Source organism: Methyloversatilis discipulorum (genome assembly GCF_000527135.1).
GTDB classification, from domain to species: domain Bacteria; phylum Pseudomonadota; class Gammaproteobacteria; order Burkholderiales; family Rhodocyclaceae; genus Methyloversatilis; species Methyloversatilis discipulorum.
The window spans coordinates 606,385-621,718 of record NZ_AZUP01000001.1 but is presented as its reverse complement, the minus strand read 5'-3'; the positions used below and the strand labels follow the sequence as shown (position 1 = coordinate 621,718).

General features: G+C 67.4%; 11 protein-coding genes. 9 read left to right on the top strand and 2 right to left on the bottom strand.

Annotated features, from left to right (window positions below; genetic code table 11):
* The first annotated feature begins 183 nt into the window (after positions 1-183).
* Positions 184-2,874, top strand: coding sequence for a bifunctional acetate--CoA ligase family protein/GNAT family N-acetyltransferase (locus tag METFAM1_RS0102845; RefSeq protein WP_024300404.1), 2,691 nt, complete (start codon positions 184-186; stop codon positions 2,872-2,874).
* A complete protein-coding gene (locus METFAM1_RS0102840; protein WP_019918027.1) occupies positions 2,871-3,455 on the top strand; it encodes a DNA-3-methyladenine glycosylase I in 585 nt (194 codons plus the stop codon). The genes METFAM1_RS0102845 and METFAM1_RS0102840 overlap by 4 nt, the downstream gene beginning before the upstream one ends.
* A gap of 14 nt (positions 3,456-3,469) precedes the next feature.
* Here METFAM1_RS0102840 and METFAM1_RS0102835 read toward each other — a convergent pair whose 3' ends face one another.
* The gene (locus METFAM1_RS0102835) at positions 3,470-5,884 is read right to left on the bottom strand and encodes a putative bifunctional diguanylate cyclase/phosphodiesterase (RefSeq protein WP_019918026.1); all 2,415 of its coding nucleotides are present in this window, start codon (positions 5,882-5,884) and stop codon (positions 3,470-3,472) included.
* A gap of 50 nt (positions 5,885-5,934) precedes the next feature.
* On the opposite strand from METFAM1_RS0102835, the gene METFAM1_RS20075 reads away from it, so the two are divergent.
* The 3 genes from METFAM1_RS20075 to METFAM1_RS0102820 all read left to right on the top strand — a co-directional run bounded on the left by METFAM1_RS20075 (position 5,935) and on the right by METFAM1_RS0102820 (position 8,585).
* Entirely contained in the window at positions 5,935-6,090 is a 156-nt protein-coding gene (locus METFAM1_RS20075) for a hypothetical protein (protein ID WP_019918025.1), read from the top strand.
* Positions 6,091-6,184: 94 nt separating this feature from the next.
* On the top strand, positions 6,185-7,726 hold the full coding sequence (locus tag METFAM1_RS0102825; protein WP_019918024.1) for a bifunctional ADP-dependent NAD(P)H-hydrate dehydratase/NAD(P)H-hydrate epimerase: 1,542 nt from the start codon (positions 6,185-6,187) through the stop codon (positions 7,724-7,726).
* On the top strand, positions 7,689-8,585 hold the full coding sequence (locus tag METFAM1_RS0102820) for a DMT family transporter (RefSeq protein WP_269745041.1): 897 nt from the start codon (positions 7,689-7,691) through the stop codon (positions 8,583-8,585). The genes METFAM1_RS0102825 and METFAM1_RS0102820 overlap by 38 nt, the downstream gene beginning before the upstream one ends.
* Before the next feature lie 3 nt (positions 8,586-8,588).
* On the opposite strand, the gene METFAM1_RS0102815 is transcribed toward METFAM1_RS0102820, so the two are convergent.
* Positions 8,589-10,742, bottom strand: coding sequence for a putative bifunctional diguanylate cyclase/phosphodiesterase (locus METFAM1_RS0102815; RefSeq protein WP_019918022.1), 2,154 nt, complete (start codon positions 10,740-10,742; stop codon positions 8,589-8,591).
* Positions 10,743-11,044: 302 nt separating this feature from the next.
* Here METFAM1_RS0102815 and nadC point away from each other — a divergent pair, with 302 nt between their 5' ends.
* From nadC to METFAM1_RS0102795, 4 genes are all read left to right on the top strand, one after another.
* On the top strand, positions 11,045-11,893 hold the full coding sequence (gene nadC, locus METFAM1_RS0102810) for a carboxylating nicotinate-nucleotide diphosphorylase (protein WP_019918021.1): 849 nt from the start codon (positions 11,045-11,047) through the stop codon (positions 11,891-11,893).
* 49 nt (positions 11,894-11,942) lie between these two features.
* Positions 11,943-12,080, top strand: a complete 138-nt coding sequence (locus METFAM1_RS21000) for a hypothetical protein (RefSeq protein ID WP_008059032.1) — start codon at positions 11,943-11,945, stop codon at positions 12,078-12,080.
* A 273-nt stretch (positions 12,081-12,353) separates the two neighbouring features.
* Positions 12,354-14,600 carry a TonB-dependent receptor gene (locus METFAM1_RS0102800; protein ID WP_027490996.1) on the top strand — a complete coding sequence of 749 codons (2,247 nt, stop codon included), beginning with the start codon at positions 12,354-12,356 and terminating at the stop codon, positions 14,598-14,600.
* Entirely contained in the window at positions 14,600-15,283 is a 684-nt protein-coding gene (locus METFAM1_RS0102795) for a Fe2+-dependent dioxygenase (protein WP_019918019.1), read from the top strand. The genes METFAM1_RS0102800 and METFAM1_RS0102795 overlap by 1 nt, the downstream gene beginning before the upstream one ends.
* Positions 15,284-15,334 lie beyond the last annotated feature (51 nt).

Sequence of the window (15,334 nt, the reverse complement as noted above, 5' to 3'; positions counted from 1 at the left end):
GCAGCCGACGCAAGGATGTAGGCTGCGCACCACACTCGCCGCGAAGTGTGGATTTCCACAAGCGGCATTTATGTTGCAATGCAATATACTGGGGTCCAACGTGCACGGGCGCACTGCTCACGGAAGCGCGCAGGGCGGACACCCCACACTGCCTGAAAGCCTTCCCAGACACGGGAGTTCATGATGCAGTACGAGCACTACCTCAAATCCATGTTCGAGCCGCAGTCGGTGGCCATCATCGGCGCCAGCGAGCGGCCCGACTCGATCGGCGCGGTCATCGTCCGCAACATGCTGGACGCGCAGTTCAGCGGCGAGCTGCACGCCATCAATCCGAAACACAAGGCGGTATTCGGCGTGCCCTGCGTGGCGCGCATCGACGATCTGCGCAAGCGGCCCGACCTGGTCATCATCTGCACGCCGGCACGCACGGTACCCGGCCTGATCGACGAATGCGGTCGCGCCGGCATCAAGGCGGCCATCGTGATCAGCGCCGGCTTCGCCGAGACCGGTCCGGCCGGTGCCGAACTGGTGCGCCGCACCCGCTCCGCCGCCAAACGCAATGGCGTGCGCATCATCGGCCCCAACTGTCTGGGCCTGATGCGCCCGCCGATAGGTCTGAACGCCACGTTCGCGCGCTCGCCCGGCAAGGCGGGCAGCATCGGTCTCATCTCGCAATCAGGCGCCGTCTGCACCGCATTGCTCGACTGGGCGCAATCGAATGGCGTCGGTTTTTCGACCGTGGTGTCGCTGGGCGCCTCGATCGATCTCGATTTCGGTGAAATCCTCGACTACATGATTGCCGACCCGAAGACGGAAAGCATTTTCATGTACATCGAAGGCATCCGCGATGCGCGCCGCTTCATGAGCGCGGTACGCGCCGCCGCCCGGGTGAAACCGGTGCTGGCGATCAAGGTCGGCCGTCATCCGGCCGGCACCCGGGCGGTTGCCTCGCACACCGGCGCCATGGTGGGCGCTGACGACGTGTTCGACGCGGCGCTGCGCCGTGCCGGCGTGGTGCGCCTGTCCACGCTGGGCCAGATGTTCTCCGCCGCCAATGCGCTGTTTACCGGCTTCAAGCCCGCGGGCAAGCGGCTGGCGGTCGTCACCAACGGTGGCGGGCCGGGCGTGATGGCCGCCGATCGCGCCGCCGACCTCGGCATTCCGCTCGCCCAGCTGGCACCGGAAACCCTGGAGACGCTGAACCGCGCGCTGCCACCGACCTGGTCGCACGCCAACCCGGTCGACCTGATCGGCGATGCCGACGATGCGCGCTACCGCGCGGCGCTGGAAGCGGTGCTGGCCGACCCCGGCGTCGATGGCGTGCTGACACTGCTGACGCCGCAGGCGATGACCCATCCGACCGCGGTGGCGGAGGCGGTGATCGATATCGCCAAGACCGCCAACAAGCCGCTGATGACCTGCTGGATGGGCTGCGACCAGGTGCGCGCCGCACGCTCGCTGTTCGAGGCGGCGCACATTCCGACCTTCCGCTCGCCCGAGCCGGCGGTCGAACTGTTCCATCACATTTCGTCCTACTACCGCAACCAGCAGCTGCTGCGCCACGCGCCGGCCTCGCTGGCGCAGGACCTCGATCCGCCGTCGGTGGAATCGGCCCGGCTGGTGATCGAAACCGCGCTGTCGGAACGCCGCACCGTGCTGACCGAGATGGAATCGAAGGCGCTGCTGGCGGCCTTCCGGATACCGATCGCGCAGACCGTGGTCGCGCGCAGCGCCACCGAGGCGATGGTGTACGCCGAGGAGATGGGCCTGCCGGTGGCGATGAAAATCGATTCGCCCGACATCACGCACAAGAGCGACGTCGGCGGCGTGCGCCTGCACGTCGACAACCTGCGCTCGGTGCGTGACTGCTGGCAGGAACTGATGGCCGAAGTCGGCCGCCGCAAGCCGGACGCCCGCCTGCGCGGCGTGTCGATCGAACCGATGGTGACCAAGCGCAACGCGCGCGAACTGTTCGTCGGCGTGGTGCACGACGACGTGTTCGGCCCGGTAATCAGTTTCGGTCACGGCGGAACCCGCGTCGAAGTGCTGCGCGACCGCGCGGTGACGCTGCCGCCGATCAACGTCGAACTGGCGCGCGACGCCATCCAGCGCACCCGCGTGTCGGCCATGCTGGGCGAGTTCCGCGGCATGCCGCCGATCGACATGGAGGCGCTCGAACGGGTGCTGATCCGCGTGTCGGAAATGGTGTGCGAGCTGCCGTGGATACGCGAGATGGACATCAATCCGCTGCTGGTCGACGAGAGCGGCTGCGTGGCGGTGGACGCCCGCATCATCCTCGCCGACGTGCAGCCGACGGCCACGCCCTACTCGCACATGGCCATCCACCCGTATCCGGCACGGCTTGAGCACGTGGTGAACCTGCCCAACGGCACGCGCGCCATCATCCGCCCGATCCGGCCGGAAGATGCCGACCGCGAAGCCAAGTTCGTGCGCGAGCTGTCGGCGGAAACGCGCTACCTGCGCTTCATGAGTACGATCAAGGAACTGCCGCCGCAATTGCTGGCGCGGCTGACGCAGATCGACTACGACCGCGAAATGGCGCTGGTCGCGGTCAGCGAGGGCGAAACCGAGGAACAGCTCGGCGTCTGTCGCTACGTGGTGAATCCGGACGGCGAAACCTGCGAGTTCGCCATCGTGATCGCCGACGCCTGGCAGCGTCAGGGTCTGGCCCGCATCATGATGAATCTGCTGATCGAAGCGGCGCGCGAGCGCGGCCTCAAGGTGATGGAAGGCGTCTTCCTCGCCAACAACGAACGCATGCTGCGTTTCGTGCAGAGCCTGGGCTTCCATATCAACCGCGATCCCGAAGACAGTTCGCTGGTCAATGGCGAACTGCTGCTGCGCCCGGCATGAACGCGGCGACCGCTCGTTGCACCTGGTGCGGGCAGGACCCGCTCTACGTTGACTACCACGACAGCGAGTGGGGCGTACCGGTGCGCGACGAGCGCGAACTGTTCGAGCGCCTGATCCTGGAAGGAGCGCAGGCCGGACTGGCGTGGATCACGATACTGCGCAAGCGCGACGGCTACCGGCGCGCCTTCGCCGGTTTCGATGCGCAGCAGATCGCCCGCTATGACGATGATGACCGGGCGCGGCTGATGGCCGACGCCGGCATCGTGCGCAACCGGCTCAAGATCGACGCCACGATAGGCAACGCACGCGCCCTGCTGGCACTGCACGAACGCGGCGGGTCACTGAGCGATCTGCTGTGGGACGCCGTCGGCGGACAGCCGATGGTGAATCACTGGCGACGGCACGGCGACTGTCCGGCCAGCACGCCGCTGTCCGACCAGCTGTCGAAGGAACTGGCGCGCCTGGGCTTCCGCTTCGTCGGCAGCACCATTGTCTATGCGTGGATGCAGTCGGTCGGCGTGGTGAACGACCATCTGGTCGACTGCTTCCGCCACCGCGAACTGATCCGTCCGCTGGACTGAAGTGCCCGCCGCATTCAGCCGACTGCGCGCAGCGGTCTGTCCGGCTCGCCCTGTATGGCGTCCAGCCCGCGCCAGCCGTCGATGAAAGCGGCGATCTGCGCTTCCGGCAGCGGGCGCGACATCAGGTAGCCCTGCGCATAGGTGCAGTCCTTGCCGGCCAGCGCAGCCCACTCGGCCGCGGTTTCGACGCCCTCGGCGGTGGTATCCAGGCGCAAGGCGTCGGCCAGGTTGATGATGGCACGCACAATGGCGCCGCCACCCTCCTCGCTGTTCAGGCTGGTGACGAAGGAGCGGTCTATCTTCAGCTTGGTCATCGGGAAGCTGCGCAGATAGGCCAGCGACGAATAGCCGGTGCCGAAGTCGTCGAGCGCGATGCCGATGCCCAGCACACGCAGCGCACTCAGCGTGTCGCGTGCCGCTGCGCTGTCGTGGATCAGCAGCGACTCGGTCACCTCGATCTCCAGCCGGTCCGGTGCCAGGCCGCTCTGCGTCAGCGCATCCTGCACCACCTCGACCACCGCGCCGCGCGCGAACTGGACGGCGGACACGTTCACCGCCACATGCATGTCGTCCGGCCAGCGCACGGCCGCCTGACAGGCCTGCTCCAGCGCCCAGCGGCCGATCGGCACGATGAGGCCGGTTTCTTCCGCAAGCGGAATGAATTCGCCCGGCGACACCAGACCGCGCTGCGGATGGCGCCAGCGGATCAGCGCCTCGAATCCGGCGACGCGACCACTGCGCATGTGGATCTGCGGCTGGTAGTGCAGTTCGAATTCGTCACGTTCCAGCGCGCCGAGCAGGTCGCTGTGCATGCTCAGGCGACGGCGTGCGCGCTCGTCCATGTCCTGTTCGAAGAAGCGCCAGGTGTTGCGTCCGGCGGCCTTGGCCGCGTACAGCGCCATGTCGGCATTCTTCAGCAAGGCATCGGGATCGCCGCCGTGCTGCGGCGCCAGCGCGATGCCGATGCTGCTGCCGATCTGCACGCTGACGCCGTCGATCACGACCGGCGAGGAGAAGGTATCGAGCAGGCACTGCGCCAGTTCCGCTGCGCACTCCGGTGTGCGGCAGCCCCAGCAGATCAGCGCGAATTCGTCGCCGCCCAGTCGCGACAGCACGTCGCCGGCGCGGATGCGCTCCTGCAGGCGCTGCGACACCAGTTGCAGCACACGGTCGCCGGCGGCATGGCCGAGCGAATCGTTCACGTTCTTGAAATCGTCCAGATCGAAGAAGTACAGCGCGCACGGCCGCGCCTCCTCCGAACCGGCCGGACGAATGGCCGCCAGCTGGTTGCGGAAGTGGTGCCGGTTGGCCAGCCCGGTCAGCGAATCGAAATTGGCCAGCGTCGACATTTCGAGCGCGGCGCGACGGCTGTCGGTGATGTCGGAGCACACGCCACGCCAGCCGGCGTGATGTCCGCCCTCGTCGAACAGCGGTTTGGCGGTGAGCGCCCACCAGCGTCGCTCGCCCCCGACCACCAGCGCGACCTGCACGTCGCGGAAAGGCACCGGCTGCATCAGATGCGCGGCCAGCGCGCTCAGCGCATCGCGCTCGGTGTCGTTCATGTCGCGGCCACCCTGGGCGAACAGCTCGATGAAGGGCTGCGCGCGCAATTCGTCGAGCGGGCGACCGAAGGTTTCGGCCAACCGCGCCGACACGTGCTGCAGGAAGCCGTTGCGGTCGGTGTCCCACAACCAGTCGCTCGAATGCGCCTCGAAGTCGTGCAGCAGCAGGCCGACCAGCTGCTTCTGCCGCTCCGCCTCGGCTTCGGCCAGCAGTCGAGCGCCGAAGGTGCGGGCGCTGGCGATGGCGCAGGCAAGCGCCAGCGCGGCATAGAAATTCATCAGCACCACGAGATCGAGGTTGCGTACCGGGTGGTCGATGACGAAGGCGAGCGAACTGGAGGCGCACAGCAGCAGCACATAGAGCACGGCTGCGCGGGGAACGTTGGCGAGTACGAAGCTGCCGGCGCACATCATGCCGCCGGAAATCAGCGTCACCAGCAGCGCGCTGTCGGCCTCGGCGCGGGTGAAGAACAGCAGCGACGGCACCGACCACAGCAGTGCCAGCACGCCGGCGTGCAGCACGGCGCGGCGTATGGCGCGTTCGGACGCCCGCACCGGCGGCGAGGCCTGGTCGCGGCGCCAGGCGCGCAGCGTCGAGCGCATCGCGACGGTCAGAGCAGCGAGCCACAGCAGCAGCACCCACGGCGGTTCGCTGTCCCAGAACACGACCACGATGAGCAGCGCATTGAACAGATTGGCGGTCAGCGTGAGCGGCGCGAACCGGAGCACCGAGCGCAGTTGCTGCGCGCGGATGCGGGCGGCCAGATGCGCATCGGCATTGGCGGTGCCGATGACGTCGTCCAGCCAGCGGTTCAGCCGCGACGAGATGCTCGCGGTGCTCGCCGAGGCGATTCCGGTTGTGCGCATGATCTGCAGACTCTTCTTTCCGGGATATGGCCCGCTGCGGCCACCCCTGCTTGAACATCGATCCGACGCGTTGCTTCGCTCATATCGGCGCGGCGGCGCGCCGACTTGAACGCGCGGCGGCCCCGATCGTCGCCGCACTGCAGCAGATCGACCTTGGCGGCGACTGTGCCGGATCGCGCCGGGCGCACGGCGAGCCGCTGGCGTGAAATGCCGCATTCCTCGGCACGATGGCGCCGCCGGGCATAGAATGCGCGCCTGTGCGCGCCGGATCCGTCGGTCCGGCGACAGTCCGGTCCGAGCATGCCCACCCCGAAAACCCTCAACACCTCATCGCTGACGGCGCTGTACAACGCCGACGCGCTGCGACGTATCGAGCGCCACTACGCGCCCGCCAGTTCGCCGCGCCTGATGGAGCGCGCCGGTGCCACCGGTGCGGCCAAGGTGATGCAGATCCTCGGCGGGCGCCACGGTCGCGTGCTGGTCATGTGCGGTCCCGGCAACAACGGCGGCGACGGCTTCGTGCTGGCGCGCCAGCTGCGGCAGACTGGCTTCGACGTGGTCGTCGCCTACCAGGGCGACGAGCACCCGCAGGCGAGCGACGCGGTGTCGGCCTGGGCGTCGTGGCGCGCCACCGGCGGCGTCACCGTGCCGCGTCTGCCGCGCGGCGACTTCTCCATCGTCGTCGATGCGCTGTACGGTATCGGCCTGACGCGCCCGATCGAGGGCGAACACGCAGCCTGGATAGACGCGGTCAACGACATGGACTGCCCGGTGCTCGCCATCGACGTGCCCAGCGGCCTGAATGCCGACACTGGCGCCGTGCTCGGCCGCGCGGTCCGCGCCTCGCACACCGCCACGATGATTGCGCTCAAGCCCGGTCTGCTGACGCTGGACGGCCCCGACCACTGCGGCGAGCTGTCGGTGCACGACCTCGGGCTCGACTGCGCTGCCGTCGTACAGCCCTCGGGCTGGCAGGTCGGCCGCGGCCTGTTCGATCACCTGCTGCGACCACGCGCGCGCAACAGCCACAAGGGCACGCACGGCAACGCGGTACTGGTTGGCGGCGCACGCGGCATGGCCGGCGCCGCGCTGCTGGCCGGGCGTGCCGCGCTGAAGGTGGGCGCCGGTCGCGTCTATGTCGGCATGCTCGACCACGCCGCACTGCCGCTCGACCCGGAACAGCCGGAACTGATGATCCGCACACCGGCGGAAGTACTGACCGGCGACCTCGCCACCTGCGTGGCGATCGGCCCCGGCCTCGGCCAGAGCCCGGCCGCACTCGACCTGATGCGCGACGCGGTGCAGTCGCCGGCCACGCTGGTGCTCGACGCCGACGCGCTGAACCTGCTGTCGCAGCACGCGGATCTCGAAAAGGCGCTGATCGACCGGGGCGCCGCAACACTGCTGACGCCGCACCCGATGGAAGCCGCCCGTCTGCTCGGCAGCACGACCGCCAGGGTGCAGCACGACCGCATCGCTGCGGCACGCGAGATGGCGCGCCGCTTCCGCGCCTCGGTCGTGCTGAAGGGCTGTGGCAGCGTGCTGGCGCTGCCGGACGGACGCTGGTTCATCAACACAACGGGCAATCCGGGCATGGCGTCGGCCGGCATGGGCGACGTACTGACCGGCCTGATCGCCGGCCTGCTGGCCCAGGGCTGGCCGGCCGACCTCGCGCTGATCGGCGGCGTGCACCTGCACGGACTGGCCGGCGACCGTCTGGTCGCACTTGGCAAGGGTCCGAACGGCCTGACCGCCGGCGAGGTGATCGAATCGGCCCGCGCCGCCTTCAACGCACTGATCGCCGGTGCCGATCTGCAGGAAGTCGGCCATATCCACCTCTGACCGCAGGCATCCGCTGATCGGCGTGGCCTTCATGCTGGCCGCTCTGTTCTGTTTCGCCGTGCTGGACACCACCGGCAAATACCTGTCGCAGCGCTACCCGGTCGGCGTACTGGTGTGGGCGCGCTACCTGGTGCCCGCCATCGTGCTCGGTGCGGTGCTGTGGCCGCGCATGCGCCGCGACCTGCTGGCAACGCCGCGCTGGCGGCTGCAGATGCTGCGCGCCGCACTGCTGGCGGGCGTGTCCTTCCTGATCATGGGCGGGCTGAAGACGATACCGATGGCCGAAGGCACCTCGCTGTTCTTCGTCACGCCGCTGATCGTGACGCTGCTCGCCGGGCCGGTGCTGGGCGAACGGGTGACGGCCGCCAACTGGCTGCTGGCGCTGTTCGGCTTTTCCGGTGTGCTGCTGATCGCGCGTCCGGACGGTCATCTGCCGCTGCTTCCGGTACTGATGCTGCTCGGCGGCTCGCTGCTGTATGCCTTGTACCAGCTGGCGACGCGCAAGCTGGCGCCGACCGAGCGGCCTTTGACCACGCTCTATTACACGGCTGTGGTCGGCGCAACGCTGTCCTCGCTGGCGCTGCCGGCGGCCGCGCACAGCGAACTGCCGGGGCCGGTCGACGCGCTGCTGGTGGTGTCGCTGGGCGTGTCCGGCATGGCCGGCCACTTCCTGCTGATACGCGCGATGGCTTTCGCGCCGGCGTCGGTGCTCAGCCCGCTCATTTACGTGCAACTGGTGTGGGCGACGCTGATGGGCTGGCTGGTGTTCGGCGACCTGCCAGGCGCCAGCGCCGTCGGCGGCGCCGGCCTCATCGTCGTCTGCGGACTGGCCAGTGCCTGGCTGGCCCACCGGCGCTGACGCTCAACCGGCGGCCAGTTCGAGCGGCTGCGGCGTGTTGGCCGCGTCGGCCTGCAAGCCCTCGCCCAGGCTGCGTGCCCGGTTCGACAGCTCGCCCAGCTGCCGGCTCTGCAGCAGCGCCTCGATCTCGCCCGCCGGCACTGGCCGTGAGAAGTAATAGCCCTGTATCAGGTCGCAGCCGAGCGCGCGCAGCGCGATCACCTGCTCCGAGCGCTCGACGCCCTCGGCCACCACCTCCATGCGCAGCGAGTGCGCAAGGCGGATGACCGCCTCGACCACGTGGCGCGCCTCGGTGACGTGGTCCATGTCGATGACGAAGGTGCGGTCTATCTTGAGCTGACGTGCCGGCAGTCGGCACAGATAGGCGAGGCAGGAATAGCCGGTGCCGAAGTCGTCGATCGACAGCGTGACGCCCATGGCCTTCAGTTCTTCGAGCACGCGACGCACGCTGGTCGAACTTTCCATCACCACCGACTCGGTGATTTCCAGCGCCAGCAGGCCAGGATCGATGTCGAATTCGTCGATGCAGGCGCGCACGCGCTCGACCAGGTCCGGCTGCCGGAACTGCTGCGGCGACAGATTCACCGCCACCGGTATGCGCCGGCCGGCGTGCATCCAGCTGCGGATCTGGCCGCAGGCTTCGCGCAGCGTCCAGAAGCCGATTGCGTTGATCAGCCCGAAGCGCTCGGCCACCGGGATGAATTCGACCGGCGGCACCATGCCGCGCTCCGGGTCCTGCCAGCGGATCAGCGCCTCGACGCCACGCAACTCGCCATCGACCGCACTGACCTTGGGCTGGTAGTGCAGCACGAACTCGTCGTTGTCGAGCGCACGGCGGATCGCGCGCTGCATGCCGAGGATGTCGGCGCCACCGCCATCCATGTCCTCGCAGTACAGGCGCCAGGTGTTGCGGCCGGCGTGCTTGGCGGCATACATCGCGGTGTCGGCGCAGACCAGCACGCGATTCTCGTCGCCGTCGTCGGGAAACAGCGCGACGCCGACAGACGCCGACACCTGTATCTCATGGGTGCCGATCAGCATCGGCTGGCTGGCGGCATCGACCAGCCGCTGCGCCAGCCGGCCGGCACCTTCGGCATCGATCGCGCCCTCGGACAGCATGACGAACTCGTCACCGCCGATGCGGGCCACCAGGTCGCCCTCACGCAGACCGTTGCGCAGCCGGCGTGCGACACACTTGAGCACCTCGTCGCCGACGTGGTGACCGAGCACGTCGTTGACCGGCTTGAAGCCATCGAGATCGACGAACAGCACCGCCAGTCGCGCCCCTCGCCCCCTCACGCGCTCGGCCGCCTCGGCCAGCGCAGCGTCGAAATTGACACGGTTCGGCAGATCGGTCAGCGGGTCGTGCAGCGCCGCGTGCATCAGTTCGCTGTTGGCCGCCTTCAGACGCATCGCGAGCTGCCGCGTGCGATGTTCCATGCGGGCATCGAACAGCGCGGCGACGCTGCCTATCCAGGTGAAGCCGATGGCCGCGACGGCGATGGTCAGCCCCAGCCAGGTCGGATCGATCTCGTGCTTGGCCAGGCTGACCGCGTTCGCCTCGAAGCGGGTGGCCGCCATGCAGATGTAGTGCACTGCGCACAACACGAGCCCCATCGCCATCGACGCCAGCACCTTGAACAGATAGAGCGCGCGGCCATCGAGCGCACGCATCCTCAGCAGCGCGCGGGCTGTCGCCACCGCCAGTACCCAGGCCAACAGCACGGCCAGCGCCAGCAGACCCGGCCGGTATCCGACCGCGGGTTCGATGCGCATCGCCGACAACGCAAGGTGGAACACCATGACGACACCGGCGCCGACCACCAGCGCCAGCGGTGCGCGCAGCCGCTGCGCCGGTGCCAGCCGACTGGCGCCCAGCAGTGCGAGCAGCGATATGCCGACCGACGTCAGCCAGGACTGCACGGTGATGATCAGGTCGAAACCGGTCTGCATCGGCAGCGCGTAGGCGAGCATGCCGACGAAGTTCACCGACCAGATGCCGGTTCCGAGCACCAGCGCACCGGAAAAGAGCCAGATGCGCGCGGCGCGCCGGTCGGTGCTGTGGATGCGTTGCGACAGATCGAGCGCTGACCAGGCGGCCATCACCGCCACCAGCAGTGACAGCGCGACCAGAAGCGGGTGGTATTGCCCCGTCATGGCAGCGGCGCCCCGCATCGACGAGCCGATGCCGGGCCGCGCGCCAGCGGCGCGTCCACGTGGATGAACATTTCCTTCTCCCCAAAAGGACGATGCGAGCGGAGCCTGTTCGAGTCGGCTCTCGTATAGATCCCCCAGCTACGGCAGCGGGCGGCGCAACTTTAAGCGGCGGCGTCCACACGTGACGCCGATTCGTGACGAACTTGGGAGGAAGGCAGGATTGCCTGTGCCAGCCTTGCGGCTCGCATGGGCCGGGGCAGGCCGATGCTAGAATGCGCCGCGACAAATACAGAAGACGAGCCATGCGGGAAAACGATCAGCTGTCCATCGAAATACAACGCAACGTGTCGCAGGCGCTGGCCGAAGATGTCGGCACCGGCGACCTGACAGCACGGCTGATCCCGGCCGGGCGTGCTGCCACCGGCATGGTGACGGCGCGCGAAGAAGCGGTGCTGTGCGGCCGCGACTGGTTCGAGGCCTGCCTGCGCGCACTCGACCCGAAGGCGACCGTCGCCTGGCACGTGGCGGAAGGCGAGTGGGTCGAGCCGGACCAGAAGCTGTGTGAAATCCTGTCGGAAACCCGCGCCCTGCTGACCGCCGAGCGTGCGGCGCTGAACTTCGTCCAGCTGCTGTCGGCCACGGCCACCATTACGCGTCGCTTCGTAGACGCCATCGCCGGCACCTCGGCACGCATCGTCGACACCCGCAAGACCCTGCCCGGCCTGCGCCTGGCGCAGAAGTACGCGGTCACCGTCGGCGGCGGCCTGAACCACCGCATGGGCCTGTACGACGGCATCCTGATCAAGGAAAACCACATCATGGCCGCCGGCGGCATCCGCCCGGTGCTGGCGCGCGCACGCGGCATCGCACCGTCGAATGCCTTCATCCAGATCGAGGTCGAAACGCTGGCCCAGCTGGGCGAGGCGCTCGACGCCGGCGCCACCATGGTGCTGCTCGACAACATGTCCATCGAACAAATGCGCGAAGCGGTCGCCATCAACGCCGGCCGTGCCGAACTCGAAGCGTCCGGCGGCGTGAACCTCGACCGCGTGCGGGCCATCGCCGAAACCGGCGTCGACCGCATCTCCATCGGCGTCCTGACCAAGAACGTCCGCGCCATCGACCTCTCACTTCGCCACGTCGAACGCTGAGCGTCCGGCGCCAGCCTCGTCCAGCCCCTATCCGCGGAGATTCCGTCTGATGTGGTTCATCCTGTACTACGTGGTGGCAATCACGGTGCTCATCCTGCACTTCACCGGCTTCCTCGCCCGCAACAACCTCGAATGGCTGGTGTTCGTACTGGCTGTCACTGTCTTCCCGGCCGTGCTCTACCTCTGAGCGGAGCCCGTCCCTCCCCCGCCTGAACCGGCGCGCATCAGCGCGCCGCAATCGCTCCCCGTCCAGTTCGAAATCCTCCGGTGCATGGGGTGGTCCGCCCCGCGCATCGTCGTTTCGTCGTCCGTCCTCACTGCATACATATCGAGAGCGAATCCTTACCGACATTGAGAAACATTTGCATTTCGTTTACATTGCGCGCGAATTGATTCCGGGGCGACGCCGGCTGCGTCGCGATTCCCGCCCCCATGACGTCACCACGGAGAAGAAACCCCGATGTCCGCACACCTTCGTACCCGGCGCGTCCGCACGACAGCCTACGCCCGCAGGATCGACCGTACGCTGCTGCCTCTGGGCGCCGCTCTGATGGCAGGCAGCTTCGGCATGAGCGCGCAGGCGAACGAAGGCGGTGTCGTCACGCTGCCTGCCGTACAGGTGGAAGGCCAGGCACCGGCGCCCTACAAGGCAGAAGTGCTCAGCTCGCCGAAGCGGCCGCAGGCCATCCAGGACATCCCGCAGACCGTGCAGGTCGTGACCGAGCAGCTGCTCGATGAACAGGGCACGAAGACGCTGCGCGACGCGCTGCGCAACGTGACAGGCATCAGCTTCCAGGCCGGCGAGGGCAATCCGCCGTCCGGCGACCAGCTCAAGATCCGCGGCTTCTCGGCGCGCGACGACATTCTGGTCGACGGCGTGCGCGACGCCGGCGTGTTCTTCCGCGATCCGTTCAACACTGAGCGCATCGAAGTGACCAAGGGCCCCGCCTCGGCCTTCGCCGGCCGCGGCTCGACCGGCGGCACGATCAACCAGGTGTCCAAGCTGCCGTCACTGAAGCAGAAGCGCGAGATCGAGGCCGGCATCGGCACCGACAGCCTTTATCGCATCACCGCCGACATCAATCAGCCGATCGAAGGCCTGAACGGCGCGGCCTTCCGGCTCAACCTGATGTCGCACCAGAACGACCAGCCGGGCCGCGATCACGTCGAAAACAAGCGCTTCGGCATCGCGCCTTCGCTGTCCTTCGGTCTGGGCACGCCGACCCGCGTCACGCTGAGCTATCTATACACGAGGCAGGACAACCGACCTGATTCGGGCCTGCCGAACGCGCGCAATTTCAGCCTGCGCAATTCCGGCTTCGGCGGAGGCGTGGCGCCGGTGAGGTACTCGAATTTCTATGGTCACTCGTCCGACTACCAGGACCTCGAAGCGCATCAGGCGAGCTTCCGCTTCGAGCACGACTTCAACGACAAAGTGAGCATCCGCAATCAGCTGCGCTACGGCTATACGCACAACGACTCGATTTTCTCGTCGCCGCGCTATTCGCCGGGCAACATCACGACCATCACCGGTGCGACCAATGTGGTCGGCAACCAGAAGCCGCGCGACCAGAAGACCGACCTGCTGATCAACCAGACGGATCTGACCTTCAAGTTCGCCACCGGCAGCGTCAAGCATCACCTGGTGACCGGTCTCGAGCTGTCACGCGAGGACAACGAGAACAAGCGCCGCCTTGACGCCAACGGACCGGCAACCAATCTGCTCGATCCGCAGCTGCGTCCAGCAGCGCTGATTCCATACAACGGCACCCGCGCCCAGCTCGACCTGGAAACGACGGCGCTTTACGTGAGCGACATCATCTCGCTGACGCCGCAATGGGACATCAATGCCGGTCTGCGCTGGGACCACGTCAAGACGACGGTGCGCGCGCTGAACGACGGCACGGTGCCGGCGTACAGCCAACACCTGTCGCGCACCGACAAGGAGGTGTCGGGCAATCTCGGCCTGATCTATCGTCCGGTTCCGACGCTCAGCCTGTATGCCGGCTACGGCAGTTCCTTCGACCCGAGCGGCCGCGCTGACATCGTCCAGCTCGCGGGTGGCAACAACAATCTGCCGGTAACTCCGGAAACCTTCAATCTGAAGCCGGAACGCACGCGCAGTTACGAGGTGGGTGCCAAGTGGAACGCGCTGGGCGACGCGCTGCTGATCCAGACCGCGCTGTTCCGCACCGAGAAATTCAACGGCCGCACGCCAGGCCTGCCTGGTGAACCGCCGCTGGTGCTGCAGGGCGTACAGGAGGTGCAGGGCTTCGAACTGTCGGCCAGCGGCCGCGTGACCAATCGTCTGAACCTTTTCGCCGGCTACACTTTCCAGGACAGTCAGGTGCGCAAGTCGAACAACCCGATCGAGGAAGGTCAGACGCTGGACAACACGCCGCGCCACAGCTTCAGTGGCTGGGCGACCTACCAGCTGACCGAAGCCCTCAGCGTGGGCGGCGGTGCGCAGTACATCGATACGCGCAACGCCATCATCCGCAGCAGCCTGACCGGCGATCTGGTGACGACGGTCGATGACTACTGGGTGTTCGACGCGGTTGCGCTGTATCAAGTCAGCAAGGATCTCAAGCTGCGCCTGAACGTGTATAACCTGCTCGACAAGAAGTACATCTTCGAACTTGCCAGCGGCCAGAGCATTCCGGGTGCGAGCCGCGCGGCCGTGCTCTCCGCGATCTACTCATTCTGATGCTGCTGACGATAGACGACCTGCTTTCCGGCGACGAAGTCGCCGCCCTCCGTGACCTGCTCGATCGTTCCGAGTGGGCCAGCGGCGCCCTCACCGCCGGATCGCAGGCGACTGTCGTGAAGAACAACCAGCAGGTCCCGGAAGGTGCGCCGACGCTGCCGGAACTGCGCCAGCGGGTGCTGGCCGCGCTCAACCGCGAGCCGCTGTTCTTCAGCGCCGCACTGCCGGCGAAGATCCTGCCGCCCTTCTTCAACCGCTATGCCGACGGCAGCAATCGCTACGGCCAGCACATCGACAACGCGATGCGCGCGATGCCGGACGGCAGCGGCTATGTGCGTGCCGACCTGTCGGCCACGCTCTTCCTTGCCGATCCGGACGAGTACGACGGCGGCGAACTGGTGATCGACGACACCTTTGGCCGTCACAGCGTCAAGCTGCCGGCCGGCAGCCTGGTGCTCTACCCGTCGTCGTCAGTGCACGAGGTGACACCGGTGACGCGCGGCGCCCGCGTCGCCTGCTTCATGTTCATTCAGAGCATGGTGCGCGACGCCGAGCAGCGCCGCCTGCTGTTCGACCTCGACATGGAACTGCTGACGCTGCGCCAGCAACTGGGCGAGACGACGTCCATGGTCAAACTGACCGGCATCTATCACAACCTGCTGCGCCGCTGGGGTTCGGCCTGAACACGCCGCTGAACCTGCAGCAGTCGATCGCCGGCTATCGTGAGCGGGCGC

Bases quoted from the DNA above. Each gene is read 5' to 3' on its own strand.
- METFAM1_RS21000 (WP_008059032.1), top strand. From the start codon at position 11,943: ATGTGGTTCATCCTGTACTACGTGGTGGCAATCACGGTGCTCATCCTG.
- METFAM1_RS0102835 (WP_019918026.1), bottom strand. From the start codon at position 5,884: ATGCGCACAACCGGAATCGCCTCGGCGAGCACCGCGAGCATCTCGTCG.
- nadC (WP_019918021.1), top strand. From the start codon at position 11,045: ATGCGGGAAAACGATCAGCTGTCCATCGAAATACAACGCAACGTGTCG.
- METFAM1_RS0102825 (WP_019918024.1), top strand. From the start codon at position 6,185: ATGCCCACCCCGAAAACCCTCAACACCTCATCGCTGACGGCGCTGTAC.
- METFAM1_RS0102800 (WP_027490996.1), top strand. From the start codon at position 12,354: ATGTCCGCACACCTTCGTACCCGGCGCGTCCGCACGACAGCCTACGCC.
- METFAM1_RS0102795 (WP_019918019.1), top strand. From the start codon at position 14,600: ATGCTGCTGACGATAGACGACCTGCTTTCCGGCGACGAAGTCGCCGCC.
- METFAM1_RS0102840 (WP_019918027.1), top strand. From the start codon at position 2,871: ATGAACGCGGCGACCGCTCGTTGCACCTGGTGCGGGCAGGACCCGCTC.
- METFAM1_RS0102845 (WP_024300404.1), top strand. From the start codon at position 184: ATGCAGTACGAGCACTACCTCAAATCCATGTTCGAGCCGCAGTCGGTG.
- METFAM1_RS0102815 (WP_019918022.1), bottom strand. From the start codon at position 10,742: ATGACGGGGCAATACCACCCGCTTCTGGTCGCGCTGTCACTGCTGGTG.